Source organism: Streptomyces sp. NPDC048484, from assembly GCF_040651415.1.
Taxonomy (GTDB): domain Bacteria; phylum Actinomycetota; class Actinomycetes; order Streptomycetales; family Streptomycetaceae; genus Streptomyces.
Map to the genome: position 1 here is coordinate 130,002 of NZ_JBEZJY010000001.1, position 13,775 is coordinate 143,776.

Consider the following 13,775-nt stretch of genomic DNA (forward strand, 5'->3'; position numbering starts at 1 on the left):
CACCCGGAAGGCGACGGGCTCGACGTACCGGCACGGCCCCGACCCACCCACAGCCACGCGCCCTCAGTCACGCGCCCTCAGCCTCAGCCTCAGCCTCAGCCCCCGCCCCCGCCCCCGCCTCCAACTCCGGCACCGCCCCCGCCTCCGGCTCCCCCAACTCCTCCAACGCCCGCTCAGCCAACGGCACAAGCAGCGGCGAGAACGACGGATTGACCCGCAGCGCCTCCCCGAGATGCCGCCGAGCAGCCCCCGACATCCGCGACTCCCGCTCGATCACCCCCCGGTGATACGCGTACAGGGCGAACCGCACCCCACCCCCGTGCACTCTGTCCGTGGCCTTCGTGGCGAACACGATCGCCTCCTTGTCCTTCCCGGCACGATGCAACGCCCACCCCAACGCATCCGCGACCGCCACGGAAGGATGCCGCGCCCACTCGGCCCGCAGCCGCCGCACTGCGGTCGCCACAGCATCCGTGTCCCCGTGATCCGCCTCGAAGAGCCCGAGCACGAGCTCGTCGTTCACACCCCCCGCATCCCCTTCCCGTACCCGCGCACGCACCACGTCGTACTGGGCACTCGCCGCCCCCTCCAGCCCCAGCGACTCGTACAACTCGCCCAGCTCCAGCGCGTACTGCGGCAACGGCCGCTTCGCCAGCGCGGACTGGTACGCCCGCAGCGCCTCCGAGTGCCGCCCCAGCGCGGCCAGCGCCCTGCCCTGCCCGGCCCGCGCCGCGTGCTCACCGGGTTCGACCCGCAGCGCGGCCTCGTAGGCGCGCAGCGACTCGGCGGGCTCCCCCCGCTCCCAGGCCAGCTCCCCGACCCGCACGAGACACCCGGCCCGCTCGGCCGGCGCAGAGGCGAGCGCCGCCGCGTCGGACAGAGCGGCGGCGGAGTCCTCCCGCCACCCCCGGTCCCGGTACACGAGCCCGGCCCGCGTCAGCACCTGCGCCCTCGACGCCGCCGTCGACGCCGGCCCCGAGGCCCGGCCCCCCGAAGGAAGTGCCACAAGCTTGGCCAGCGCTCTGCGCGCGGACTTGTAATCGCCGAGCCCCCGGTAGGCGTCGATCAGCGGCGGATACACCGTCCACCGCTTCGGCGAGGCAGCCACCGCGGCCTCGCCCCACTTCCGCGCGGTCCGGAAATCGTGCCGGGCATTGGCGAGCGAGGCCAGCCCACGGAACGCCTCCGTGTTCCCCTTCGCCTTGCCCCCCGCTTTCCCCTTCGCCTTGAGCGACGTAAGCGAAGTAAGCGACGCGAGCAAGGCCTTCTCGGCCTTCGGGTAGTACCGCGGCTCAGCGGTCCGCTCGCCCCGCTCCACGTACGCCGCGCCGAGTTCGGCCCACGACCGTACGTCACCCGGGTGGGCCCGCAGATGCGCCTCGTGGTCACCGATCAGCGCGACCAGGTCGGGCAGCGAGGCGGGCGCCCCGGACCCGACCGCGGTCACGGCCCGCGCCACGGGCCCGGGGGAGGCAGGCCGGTGGTGACCCCCATCGGGCATCACCATCAGCGCACCACCCAGAGCCAAGCAGCCCACGACGGCCCCGGCCAACGCCCGCAGCTCTCTCTCCACGCCGCTCACTGTGCGTCAATACGAAGAGCACATCCGGCCACCACCCCGACACGCAAAGCCTCGCGTGGGCGGGGTTCACACCGATGGCCCCGAGTGCGACGCTGTGATCATGAGCCGCATCGAAGCCCGACCCGATGAAGACATCGTGGCAGTGGGCAGCGTCGCCGAACGTCTCCTCGCGGGCCTGCCGGCCGAGGCCGTCCTCACCGACCCGGACATCACCAGCTCGTACGCCAACGACATGGCCAGCTTCTGCGAGGCGGGCACCCCCGCCGTCGTCGTGCTGCCGCGCACCGTGGAGCAGGTCCAGCACGTCATGCGCGTCGCCACCGAGCTACGCGTCCCGGTCGTCCCGCAGGGTGCCCGTACGGGTCTGTCGGGCGCCGCCAACGCCTCCGAGGGCTGCATCGTGCTGTCCCTCGTCAAGATGGACCGGATCCTGGAGATCAGCCCCGTCGACCGGATCGCGGTGGTGGAGCCGGGCGTCATCAACGCCACGCTCTCCCGCGCCGTCAACGAACACGGCCTCTCCTACCCGCCGGACCCATCCAGCTGGGAGATGTGCACCATCGGCGGCAACATCGGCACGGCCTCCGGCGGCCTGTGCTGTGTGAAGTACGGAGTGACGGCCGAGTACGTCCTCGGCCTGGACGTCGTCCTCGCCGACGGACGCCTGATGTCAACCGGCCGCCGCACGGCCAAGGGTGTCGCGGGATACGACCTGACGCGTCTCTTCGTTGGTTCGGAGGGCTCGCTCGGCATTGTCGTCGGAGCGACCCTGGCCCTGAAGCCGCGACCGCCCCGGCAGCTGGTGCTGGCCGCCGAGTTCGAGTCCGGGGCGGCCGCCTGCGACGCGGTCTGCCGGATCATGGAGGGCGGCCATGTGCCGTCCCTCCTCGAACTGATGGACCGTACGACGGTGAAGGCCGTCAACGACATGGCGAACATGGGCCTCCCGGAGAGCACCGAGGCCCTGCTCCTCGCCGCCTTCGACACGCTCGACCCGGCCGCCGACCTCGCCGCGGTCGGCGCGCTGTGCGAGGCGGCCGGCGCCACCCAGGTCGTACCGGCGGAGGACGAGGCCGAGTCGGAACTGCTCCTCCAGGCCCGCCGGCTGTCCCTCACCGGTCTTGAGGCGGTCAAGGGCACGACGATGATCGACGACGTGTGCGTACCGCGCTCCAGGCTCGCCGAGATGCTCGCAGGGGTCGACCGCATCGCCGAGAAGTACCAGCTGACCATCGGGGTCGTCGCACACGCGGGCGACGGCAACACCCACCCGACCGTCTGCTTCGACGCGGGCGACCCGGACGAGTCCCGGCGCGCCCGTGAGTCCTTCGACGAGATCATGGCCCTCGGCCTGGAACTCGGCGGCACGATCACCGGCGAGCACGGCGTGGGCGTCCTCAAGAAGGACTGGCTCGCACGCGAGATCGGCCCGGTCGGCATCGAGATGCAACAGGCGGTCAAGGCAACCTTCGACCCACTGGGCATCCTCAACCCCGGCAAACTCTTCTAAAACACCCCTCACTCCCCGTCCTTTCACCCCCCGTCTTTTCACTCCCCGTCCCCGGACTCGTCCGAGAGCCACGGATCGCACAGCCACAGGTCGTCGGCCGGGGCGGGCGCGAGCAGCTCGGCGAGGCCGTCGTCGATACCGAGCTGCTCGGCCTCGGCGCCCGGCGGAACCATCCGCAGGGTGCGCTCCAGCCAGGCCGACACCTGCGCGGCGGGCGCTTCGAGCAGGGCGTCCCCGTCGGGTGAACTCAGCGCCATCAGGACGACACCGCGCCCGTCGGCCTTCATCGGCCACACCCGCACATCCCCGTGCCCGCACGGCCGGAACACCCCCTCGACGAGCAGCTCGCGTGCGAACGTCCAGTTCACGGGGTGGTCGGTGCCGATGTGGAAGGTGACGTGGACGGCGTACGGGTCGTCGGTGCGATAGCTCAGCAGAGCCGGGACAGGGATGCTGCGCTCGGGGGACAGGACCAGCTTGAGCTCCAGCTCGCGTTCCACCACGGTGTGCATGTCGTACGTTCCTCTCGTCTCCAGGGCCCTGTGGGTGGGCCCGTACGAGTGGAGAGAGCGCGGAGCCCACAGCATTACGCCGGTTCGCGGAACTTTCCTCGGAGGGCTCCGCCGCCCGCCGCTCCTCTACCCCGAGACGGCCGGAAAACGTGGGAGAACCTTGCTCGAAGGGGGTAGGTACGCCAGGAGCGGCAGTGGCGCTTGCGCCGGTCTGATAGATGTGGACGCTCAACACAACCCCCGAGCAGATACGGGACGACGGACATGAGCGCCCCAACCCCGGCCCCCGGCGACGACAGCCCCCGAGAGGGGTACTACCCGGACCCGTCCATTCCTGGATATGTCCGGTACTGGAACGGTTCCTCATGGGTGCCGGGCACCAGCCGGCCGGCGCCGGCCGGCGGTGAACCGATCCCGTCGCCCGACGACGCGCAGCCCACCCCCGCGTCCCCCGTGCCCTCCGTGTCCACGGAGGAGACCGGCCCGCACTTCTTCGACGAGGACCCGCCGCCCGCGGGACCGTCGCCCGCCGAGGCGCAGCACGGCAGCCGCCCCGAGCCGGCCACCGCGTGGGGCGCCGACCGCTCCCGGCAGACCGGCTTCGGCGGCGATCCGGACCGCCGGGTCCGCTGGGGTTCACCGGACCCACGCGTACCGTCGCAGTCCGCCCACCAGGCTCGGCCCTCCCAGCAGGCGCAGCCCGACGGCAGGTCGGACCACGCGGACGGCACGGCCACGTTCCACGCGTCCGACGACGAGAGCGATACCGGAGGCGACACAGGAGCGCCCACGCCTTCCCCCTCCGACTCCGGCGCCTCCGGCGGCACTGTGGTCTTCCGCAGGCCCACGGGACCCGTACCCCCCACGGGACCCGTACGCCCCACGGGTGCCGCAGGGGCGGCCGGTGCCATGGGTGCCGGGCGCGCGCATGTCGCCGGCACGTCCGGTGCGGGTCGCCCGCAGAACCCGGGCGCGGACGCCGCGGCCGCGGCTCCGCCCGGCGCCGACGGCTCAACGGGCCCCAACCTGCCCGGTGTTCCCGGCTCCCGCGAACCCCTCGCCTCCGAAGGCACGATGACCTTCAGGAGGATGTCGCCGCGAGCGGGGCAACAGCGCGCGGGACAGAACTCCGCGGCCCAGCCCCAGGCCCAGGGTGAGGCCCAGGCCTCCGCGTTCTCCACTCCGGCCACTCCGGCCACTCCGGCTACTCCGGCTGCCCCGCAGCAGTCCACCCCCACCGTGCCCCCGCAGTCCGGCTCCCAGGCGGCGCCCATGAGCGCGGGCCTTGGCGGCGGACAGCCCTCCTGGGCCCAGCAGGTGCACCGACTGGCCGGGCCGGACGAGGATCAGCCCGTCGTGCCGTGGAAGCCGGTGCGGGAGGACCCGTTCCAGGCGGTAGCCCGCTCGCAGGCGAACGCGCGTCCGGCGGGTCTTGGCAAGCGGTTCGCCGCCCGCCTCGTGGACACGCTCGTGCTGGCCGCGGTCACCGGTGCGGCCGCCGTACCGCTGGGCACCAAGGCCCTCGACCACGTCAACGAGAAGATCGACGCGGCCAAGCTGTCCGGTGAGACGGTCACGGTCTGGCTGCTGGACGGCACGACCGCGCTCTACCTCGGCATCGTGCTCGCCGTCCTGATCCTCTTCGGTGTCCTCTACGAGGCGCTGCCCACCGCCAAATGGGGCCGCACCCTCGGGAAGAAGCTGTTCGGCCTCCAGGTGCGGGACATCGAGGGGGGCGACCCTCCGTCGTTCGGCCTGGCCCTGCGCCGCTGGCTCGTCTACAGCGTCCCGGGCGTCCTCGCCATCGGTGTGGTGGGCGTCGTGTGGGGCCTGTTCGACCGCCCGTGGCGCCAGTGCTGGCACGACAAGGCGGCCCACACGTTCGTCGCCGGCTGACGGGTACCCCGGACGGCCGTCCCCCGTTGCGGGGTCGGGGGGTTCGCGATCGACTCGGAACATGACCACCGAGCCGCCGCCCCCTCCGGACGACGATCCGCAGCACAGACCGCCGGACGAGGACCCGTTCAAGAAGCAGCAGCCGCCACCGCCGGGGCAGGGCGGTGGTTCCCCGTACGGCGCCACACCGCCACCCTACGGAGGCGGTGACCCCTACGGGAGCGGTGGTCCCCATGGAGGCGGTGACCCGTACGGGAGCGGTGGTCCCTATGGAGGCGGTGACCCCTACGGAGGCGGCCCGTACTCCAACGACCCGCTCACCGGGATGCCGCCCCTCGCCGACAGCGGCAAACGCGTGCTCGCGCGGATCATCGACATGCTCCTCGTCGTCATCGTGGTGTGGCTGCTGACGTGGGGCTTCGGCGTCAACGAGTACGACGTGGACACGGACAAGATCGAGTACGGCAAGTCCTTCGGCCAGTCCCTGATCGCCCTGCTGCTCTACGTCGGCTACGACACCTTCATGACCACCCGGTCGGGACAGACCCTCGGCAAGCGGTGGCTGCAGTTGCGGGTGGCGAACCTCGACAACGGCTCCACGCCCTCCGTGCAGACCTCACTGGTCCGCGCACTGGTGCTGTGGGTGCCGTTCGCGTTCTGCTGCGCGTGCATCTGGACCGCCATCGCGGGCGGTTGGAGCTTTTTCGACAAGCCGTACAAGCAGGGGCTGCACGACAAGGCGGCCAAGACGGTGGTGGTCAGCACCGCCTGAACCGCCCGACGACAGGCGACGGGCGGCAGCACGGAACCGACGGCAGCATGGAACCGGCGGCAGTACTGAACAGACGCCAGTACGGATCCGACGGCAGTACTGAACAGGCGGCAGCAGTCAGGCGCGTTCGCGCATCGGCTCGGACGCGCCGGCGGCGGCGACGGTCTCGCGCAGCGCCGGAACACGCTGTTCCGCGACGGCGACGCTGACGGTGACGGGCGAAGAGCGGACAGCGGACGCCTCGGGAACACCGGAGGACCCGGCGGCAGCGGACGCCCCCGGGGCGGCGGTCGCTGCGGGCTTCGGAACCGGAACCGTCATGGCCACGAGGAGGCCGAGCACGAGGGCGGAGAGTGCGATGACCACGACTCCCAGGCCCGAACTCGTCTGTGACAGCAGCAGCATGGCGAGCGTGGAGAAGATCACGGTGCAGGAACCGTAGGCGAGCTGTGCGGCGGTCGGACGAGGCATGGCAGTTCCGTCCTCGGGGTGGGGGTCTCCCCCCGGGTGCCTCTCGCGGTGGGGGAGGGGGCGGACAAGAATCAGGGGTGCGACAACGGTGTCGCTCGGCAAATCACCGGAAATCCGGCGCGCCGCCAAACGACTCTATTCGCCTGTCTGCCCGAGTGGAACGAGCGGTAAGCGTGACCTAACCCACGGTGCCGGTGCACGGGGGGCGCACGGAATCATCGCGTCCGACAAGCAGGCTTTTGAACGCGCCTGGTGAGCGGTGCGGAGACCAACCGGGAACGGGTGGGTGCCGGCGCGTGACGAGCGGCCGCCGGCCCTTATCGCACTTGACCTGTTCAAGTCAAGATCTGTCTTTTCTCCGGTAACTCCGATCGAATGTCGTCACTTGTGACGCGCATAGAGCGCGCGCGGACTCCATAACCTGGACACCCCTCCTTCCGCGCGCCCGGGCGCGGGGGAGGACTGCCTCAAGTGACCAGCAGACCATGGACGTTCAGAGCAGCCGCGGTGGGTGTGGCGCTCGCAACGGCCGCCGCCACGTTCTCGACCTTCGCGGTGGCGCAGGCCGCCGACGCCGGCGACGAGCCGGCCGCGGCCGCGAACCGGCAGGACCCGGCACGCGCCGGGGACGACGCCGAGCACGAGCACGACCTGAAGGGCCCCCTGACCGACCGTCAGGAAGCCCAGCGCGAGGAGGCCCTCAAGAGGGTCATCTCCGGCGACGCCAAGGCCGTCAAGCGCGGCGGCTCGCAGGTCGTGAAGCTCCAGAACGGCAAGTACGTGGAGCTCGGCCGGGAGAAGTCCGACGAGATCTTCACGATCCTCGTCGAGTTCGGCGACCAGGTGGACAGCCGCTACGGCGGCACCCCCGGCCCGCTGCACAACCAGATAGCCGAGCCGGACCGTGCCGAGGACAACAGCACGGACTGGCAGGCGGACTACAACAAAGAGCACTACCAGGACCTGTACTTCGGCACCGGCAAGGGTGCCGAGTCGATGAAGAAGTACTACGAGAAGCAGTCCTCGGGCCGCTACTCCATCGACGGCACGGTCTCCGACTGGGTCAAGGTGCCCTACAACGAGGCCCGTTACGGCTCCAACAAGTGTGAGCCCGACACCTGCGCGTGGAACGCCGTCGCGGACGGTGTCACCGCCTGGGTCGAGGCCCAGAAGGCGGCCGGCAAGTCCGACGCCGACATCAAGTCCGCGCTGTCCGCCTACGACAAGTGGGACCGCAACGACTTCGACGCCGACGGCAACTTCAACGAGCCCGACGGCTACATCGACCACTTCCAGATCGTGCACGCCGGCGAGGACGAGTCCGCGGGCGGCGGCGCCCAGGGCGACGACGCCATCTGGGCCCACCGCTGGTACGCGTTCGGCACCGACGCCGGTGCCACCGGCCCCGAGGGCAACAAGATGGGCGGCGCGCAGATCGGCGACTCCGGCATCTGGGTCGGCGACTACACGATCCAGCCGGAGAACGGCGGACTCGGCGTCTTCGCCCACGAGTACGGCCACGACCTGGGTCTGCCGGACCACTACGACACGACCAACACCGCTGAGAACTCCACCGCCTTCTGGACCCTGATGTCCTCCGGCTCCTGGCTCGGCACCGGCAAGAACGCCATCGGTGACCTGCCCGGCGACATGACCGCCTGGGACAAGCTCCAGCTCGGCTGGCTGAAGTACGACACGGCCAAGGCCGCGAAGCGCTCCACCCACACGCTGGGCGTGGCCGAGTACAACACCAAGAAGGCCCAGGCGCTGGTGGTCGAGCTGCCGAAGAAGGCGGTCACCACCGAGGTCGTCCCCCCGGCCGAGGGCGCCACCCAGTGGTGGAGCGGCAGCGCCAACAACCTCAAGAACACACTGACCCGTTCCGTGGACCTCACGGGCAAGTCCTCGGCGGCGCTGACCCTCGACGGCTACTACGACATCGAGACGGACTTCGACTACCTCTACACCGAGGTCTCCACCGACGGCGGCACCAAGTGGACCGCTGTCGACGGAACGGTCGACGGTGCGCCGATCCCGCGCGACGCCAGCGGCAGCCCCGCGCTGACCGGCACGGTGGACGCGTACAAGAAGCTGTCGTTCCCGCTCGACGCCTACGCGGGCCAGAAGATCGACCTGCGCTTCCGCTACTCCACCGACGGCGGCGTGGCCCAGAAGGGATTCGCGGCGGACCGGATCACCGTCACCGCCGACGGCTCCGCGGTCTTCTCGGACAACGCCGAGACCGCTGACGCCGCGTGGAAGTCGGTCGGCTTCTCCCGTATCGGCGCGTCCTTCACCAAGGACTACGCGCAGTACTACATCGCCGAGAACCGCCAGTACGTGTCGTACGACAAGACCCTCAAGGTCGGCCCGTACAACTTCGGCTTCGCGACCACGCGTCCGTCCTGGGTGGAGCACTTCCCGTACCAGAACGGCCTGTTGATCTGGAAGTGGGACACCTCCCAGCGGGACAACAACGTCAGCCAGCACAAGGGCACCGGCCTGCTGCTGCCGGTGGACGCCCACCCGAAGGCGCTGAAGTGGTCCGACGGCACGCTGATGCGCAACCGCGTCCAGTCGTACGACTCGCCCTTCAGCTCGTACCGGACGGACGGTCTCACGCTGCACAAGGCGGACGTGGCCACGAAGATCAAGTCGCAGCCGGGCAACCGGATCTTCAACGACCGCACGAACACCTACTACGACACCGCCAACCCGACCGGAGGCGTCAAGATCACTGACACCAACACCAAGATCGCGATCGTGAAGGAGCCCCGCGACGGCTCGACGATCACCGTGAAGGTCTCCTCCGCACGGTAGTAAGAGACGTTTTCGCAGGTCAAGCCATGATCGGCCGCAACCCCCTGGCGGGTTGCGGCCGATCGTGTTTAGGTGCGTCCTGTGGCTCTCTTATTGACACCGAATCTCACGGGGGTATGACCGCATGGCCGCAGGAGGCTTCAGCAAGCTGCCGAACGGCACCGTCGTGGTGGCGTTGAACCTGCCCAGACCGCTCGCCGCGGGCAGCGGCTCGGTACGGGTGCTGGTGCACGCCCAGAACCGCGCCCGGGCGCTGACGCGGCTGCGCAACCTGGGCCTGCGGGCGGTGTACCTGCGCGGTAACGCGGAGCCGCCGAGCCCGGACGAGATCACCGCCGTCCTGCACCATCCCGACGGCCTCATATGGCGTACGGCGCCGGGGGCGGACGCTGTCGCGGCCGAGCTCTGGCACCCGATCCGCGCGCTGATGCGCCGGCCGACCGCGCCTCTGTAACGCTCCGTCCGGACCGCCCCTTCGGACCGCCCCTTCGGACCGCCCCCTTCGGACTGTCCCTTCGGACCGTGTCCCGACTGCGGTCCGGGAGTCCACTCAGGGGCCAGGGGCCAGGGGTCAGGGGTTCCGGGGGGCTCTAGACCACCGGCTTGCCGCTGAGCTCCACGCCTGCCTCCAGCAGCTCGTCCAGGGTCCGCGCGGTGGTCTCCGCCGCCACGCCCGCCGTCAGGTCGAGCAGCACCTGGGTACGGAAGCCCTCGCGGGCCGCGTCCAGTGCCGTGGCCCGGACGCAGTGGTCGGTGGCGATGCCCACGACATCGACCTCGGTGATCCCACGGGCGCGCAGCCAGTCGCCCAGCGAGACGCCGTTCTCGTCGGCGCCCTCGAAGCCGCTGTACGCAGCCGAGTACGCGCCCTTGTCGAAGACGGCGTCGATCGCGCCGGAGGCGACCACCGGAGCGAAGTTCGGGTGGAAGCCCACGCCCTCGGTGCCCGCCACGCAGTGCGCCGGCCAGGAGTGGACGTAGTCGGGGTTGTCGGCGAAGTGGCCGCCGGGGGCGATGTGGTGGTCGCGGGTCGCCACCACGTGCCGGTAGCCGGCCGGGGCCTGCCCGATCAGCTCCGTGATCGCGGCGGCGACATCCGCGCCGCCGGGCACCGCGAGGCTGCCTCCCTCGCAGAAGTCGTTCTGGACGTCTACGACGATCAGGGCGCGGCGCATGGTCGGTGTCCTTTGGCTTGGCAGGGAGACGCTCCGCTGGGTCGGGTGCTCCGTCTGCGGGTGTGTTGTGGCTGGTCGCGCCCACGTGGCGGGGCCGCATGTCGATACGGCCCCGCGCCCCCTCACTGGCGCGCGGGCATGGCGGAGGATGCGGTCGTTGCCGTTGCCTTTCCCGGCTTCCCGGCCGTTCATGCCCGTACGGACACGTCCAGACAGGGCGCCGCCCCAAGGCGTGCCCCGGGCCATGCCCGGCCCGGACTCAGACGTCTCACACGTACTCGGTCGGAATGACGGCCTCCCCGCGCGACAGCTGGGTCGCCGAGAGGGGCAGATTCGCGCGGGCCCGCGCATGCCGGTCGCGTACGACGTCCAGCGGCTCGCGGGCCACGACCTGGCCGCCCTTGACGAGCTGCACCAGAAGCTGGCTGTCGCTGAGCTCGGCGGGGACCGCCCCCGTGCCGATCACCTCGGCCTCGGCGGCCCCGGACCCGTCGAGCCGCCGCGCGGCCCACTTGCGGCCGCCGACGGACGTCTTGCCGCCCGAGGACTTCTTGGCCACCGGCACGAGCGGAGCCTTCGGATCCGCCGACTCGGCACGCGCGACGAGCTTGTAGACCATCGAGGCGGTCGGATGGCCGGACCCCGTCACCAGCTGGGTGCCCACGCCGTACGCGTCCACGGGCGCCGCGGCCAGCGAGGCGATCGCGTACTCGTCCAGGTCCGAGGTCACGATGATCCGGGCCTTCGTGGCGCCCAGCTCGTCCAGCTGCTGGCGCACCCGGTGCGCCACGAGCAGCAGGTCACCGGAGTCGATCCGGACGGCCCCCAGCTCGGGTCCGGCCACCTCGACGGCCAGCCGTACGGCCTCGGCGACGTCGTACGTGTCCACGAGCAGCGTGGTGCCCCGGCCCAGCGAGTCCACCTGGGCGCGGAAGGCTTCCCGCTCGGTGTCGTGCACGAGAGTGAAGGCGTGGGCGGACGTGCCGACCGTCGGAATGCCGTAACGGAAGCCCGCGGCCAGGTCGGACGTGGTCGTGAAGCCGCCGACGTACGCAGCCCGGGACGCCGCCACCGCGGCCAGCTCGTGGGTGCGCCGGGCGCCCATCTCGATCAGCGGACGGCCTCCGGCGGCCGAGGCCATCCGGGAGGCGGCGGCCGCGATCGCCGAGTCGTGGTTCAGGATGGAGAGGATCACCGTCTCCAGGAGCACGCACTCCGCGAAGGAGCCCTCGACCCGGAGGATCGGCGACCCGGGGAAGTAGACCTCGCCCTCGGGGTAGCCCCAGACGTCACCGCCGAAGCGGTACGAGGCCAGCCACTCAAGGGTCGGTTCGTCCACGACGCCGCGCTCGCGCAGAAAGCCGAGGACGTCCGCGTCGAAGCGGAAGTTCTCCACCGCGTCCAGGACCCGCCCGGTGCCCGCGACGACGCCATAGCGGCGGCCCTCGGGCAGACGGCGGGTGAAGACCTCGAAAACCGAACGCCGGTCGGCGGTACCGCCCTTGAGGGCGGCCTGCAGCATGGTCAGCTCGTAGTGGTCCGTGAAGAGCGCTGTCGACGGGACGTCCACCGGCAGCCCTAGGTCCGCACTGTTCATGGCAGAAGATGCTACCCCCTATCTCGTCACTCTGACGATTTGTAGGGATCGCGATTTCCAGGGCTCGTTTGGCCGGGCACCCACCTGTGGTGGCAGCATGGGCCGTGTGACGGCTCCCGCACCCCTAGAGACCGAGAAGACCGAGTCGGCCGAGGAGGTCTTTGCCGTACCCGAGCCCGACGTCCCCTGGGTGACCATCGTGCACAACGACCCGGTCAACCTGATGAGCTACGTGGCCTACGTCTTCCAGTCGTACTTCGGGTACTCGAAGGACAAGGCCAACAAACTGATGATGGACGTCCACCACAAGGGCCGGGCCGTTGTCTCCAGCGGCACCCGTGAGGAGATGGAACGCGATGTGCAGGCCATGCACGGCTACGGTCTGTGGGCCACCCTCCAGCACGACCGGAACTGACCAGGCCGGCCACGGCAAGGCCACCACCCGCCCGACGCCCGCGCAGTACTGGAAGTAGCGACGCAACCTGATGCCAGGACACTTCGAACCGCTCCCCGGCGGCGGCGCCGCCGTCGCGCTCGACGAGGTCGAGATCTCCATCATCCGCTCCCTCGCCGTACAGCTCCTGGAGCTCATCGGACCGGGCCCGGGCGAGGACGTCTCCGGCGATCCGCTCGCCGAGCTGTTCGCGGAGGGACCGAGCGAGCCGCCCTCCGACCCCGTGCTGAAGCGTCTCTTCCCGGACGCGTACAGCAGCCCCGGCGTCGAGGCCGGCTCGCCCGAACAGGCCGAGGAACAGCGCGCGTATTCCTCGGAGTTCCGCCGCTTCACCGAGAACGACCTGCGCGCCGGCAAGCGGGAGAACGCGCTCGTGGTGATCCACTCCCTGGACGCCCTGGTGGCCGTGGGGGACGGGGGAGCGGTCCTGAAGCTGACCCCCGAGGAGTCGAAGAGGTGGCTCAACTCCCTCAACGACCTGCGCCTGGCGATCGGCTCCCGGCTGGACGTCGTCGACGAGGAGGACACCAACCTCCTCTACCGGCTGCCTGACGAAGACCCGCGCAAGCCGATGGTGATGGCGTACCTGTGGTTGGGCGGACTTCAGGAGACGCTGGTCGAAACGTTGATGTGAGATAAAACGTTCGCTCAGCGGACGCTCAAATCCGGATAACGATCAAGTCACCACCCGGGCCTGCTATGTGGGCCCGGGTGTTTTATGTCCACTTCTACCTGTGGCATGCGCTACAGGTGCCGAGGCCGGCCGCGGTTGATCAACGTTGCGGTCGTGATAAATCTTCACGATCGCCCGACGGGACACCACCCACGTCCCGCCGGGTACGCCACCGCGCCGGCGACCGCCGGACCGGCACGAGCGGTCTGGGCCGACAGGACCCAGGGACCGCTCAGTGGGCTCGGGGAGCCCGCTTTGCTCCATCAATCCGGGGGGATCGGAACCGGTCCGAAGCCGACGACGGCTCGGATCG

General features: G+C 70.4%; 12 protein-coding genes. 7 read left to right on the forward strand and 5 right to left on the reverse strand.

Annotation, left to right across the window (positions count from 1 at the left end):
• Positions 1-67: 67 nt before the first annotated feature.
• Positions 68-1,573, reverse strand: coding sequence for a tetratricopeptide repeat protein (locus AB0D14_RS00510; RefSeq protein ID WP_362772502.1), 1,506 nt, complete (start codon positions 1,571-1,573; stop codon positions 68-70).
• A 103-nt stretch (positions 1,574-1,676) separates the two neighbouring features.
• Here AB0D14_RS00510 and AB0D14_RS00515 point away from each other — a divergent pair, with 103 nt between their 5' ends.
• Positions 1,677-3,092, forward strand: a complete 1,416-nt coding sequence (locus AB0D14_RS00515; RefSeq protein ID WP_362772505.1) for an FAD-linked oxidase C-terminal domain-containing protein — start codon at positions 1,677-1,679, stop codon at positions 3,090-3,092.
• 38 nt (positions 3,093-3,130) lie between these two features.
• Here AB0D14_RS00515 and AB0D14_RS00520 read toward each other — a convergent pair whose 3' ends face one another.
• Complete coding sequence (locus AB0D14_RS00520; RefSeq protein WP_362772508.1) at positions 3,131-3,604, reverse strand: SsgA family sporulation/cell division regulator; 474 nt, start codon at positions 3,602-3,604, stop codon at positions 3,131-3,133.
• Positions 3,605-3,868: 264 nt separating this feature from the next.
• On the opposite strand from AB0D14_RS00520, the gene AB0D14_RS00525 reads away from it, so the two are divergent.
• Complete coding sequence (locus AB0D14_RS00525) at positions 3,869-5,500, forward strand: RDD family protein (protein ID WP_362772511.1); 1,632 nt, start codon at positions 3,869-3,871, stop codon at positions 5,498-5,500.
• Positions 5,501-5,561: 61 nt separating this feature from the next.
• Positions 5,562-6,272, forward strand: coding sequence for an RDD family protein (locus AB0D14_RS00530; protein WP_362772513.1), 711 nt, complete (start codon positions 5,562-5,564; stop codon positions 6,270-6,272).
• Positions 6,273-6,389: 117 nt separating this feature from the next.
• On the opposite strand, the gene AB0D14_RS00535 is transcribed toward AB0D14_RS00530, so the two are convergent.
• Positions 6,390-6,743 (reverse strand): hypothetical protein, encoded by a 354-nt coding sequence (locus AB0D14_RS00535; RefSeq protein WP_362772516.1) that lies wholly within the window; start codon positions 6,741-6,743, stop codon positions 6,390-6,392.
• A gap of 471 nt (positions 6,744-7,214) precedes the next feature.
• On the opposite strand from AB0D14_RS00535, the gene AB0D14_RS00540 reads away from it, so the two are divergent.
• Positions 7,215-9,563: an immune inhibitor A domain-containing protein gene (locus tag AB0D14_RS00540; protein ID WP_362772519.1), complete on the forward strand. Its 2,349-nt coding sequence runs from the start codon at positions 7,215-7,217 to the stop codon at positions 9,561-9,563.
• A gap of 124 nt (positions 9,564-9,687) precedes the next feature.
• Positions 9,688-10,017, forward strand: a complete 330-nt coding sequence (locus AB0D14_RS00545; protein WP_362772521.1) for a hypothetical protein — start codon at positions 9,688-9,690, stop codon at positions 10,015-10,017.
• A 136-nt stretch (positions 10,018-10,153) separates the two neighbouring features.
• On the opposite strand, the gene AB0D14_RS00550 is transcribed toward AB0D14_RS00545, so the two are convergent.
• Positions 10,154-10,738: a nicotinamidase gene (locus tag AB0D14_RS00550; RefSeq protein ID WP_362772524.1), complete on the reverse strand. Its 585-nt coding sequence runs from the start codon at positions 10,736-10,738 to the stop codon at positions 10,154-10,156.
• A 268-nt stretch (positions 10,739-11,006) separates the two neighbouring features.
• On the reverse strand, positions 11,007-12,335 hold the full coding sequence (locus tag AB0D14_RS00555; RefSeq protein ID WP_362772527.1) for a nicotinate phosphoribosyltransferase: 1,329 nt from the start codon (positions 12,333-12,335) through the stop codon (positions 11,007-11,009).
• 97 nt (positions 12,336-12,432) lie between these two features.
• On the opposite strand from AB0D14_RS00555, the gene clpS reads away from it, so the two are divergent.
• Positions 12,433-12,750 (forward strand): ATP-dependent Clp protease adapter ClpS, encoded by a 318-nt coding sequence (clpS, locus tag AB0D14_RS00560; protein ID WP_362772530.1) that lies wholly within the window; start codon positions 12,433-12,435, stop codon positions 12,748-12,750.
• 70 nt (positions 12,751-12,820) lie between these two features.
• Complete coding sequence (locus AB0D14_RS00565) at positions 12,821-13,423, forward strand: DUF2017 domain-containing protein (protein ID WP_362772532.1); 603 nt, start codon at positions 12,821-12,823, stop codon at positions 13,421-13,423.
• The last annotated feature ends 352 nt before the right edge of the window (positions 13,424-13,775 follow it).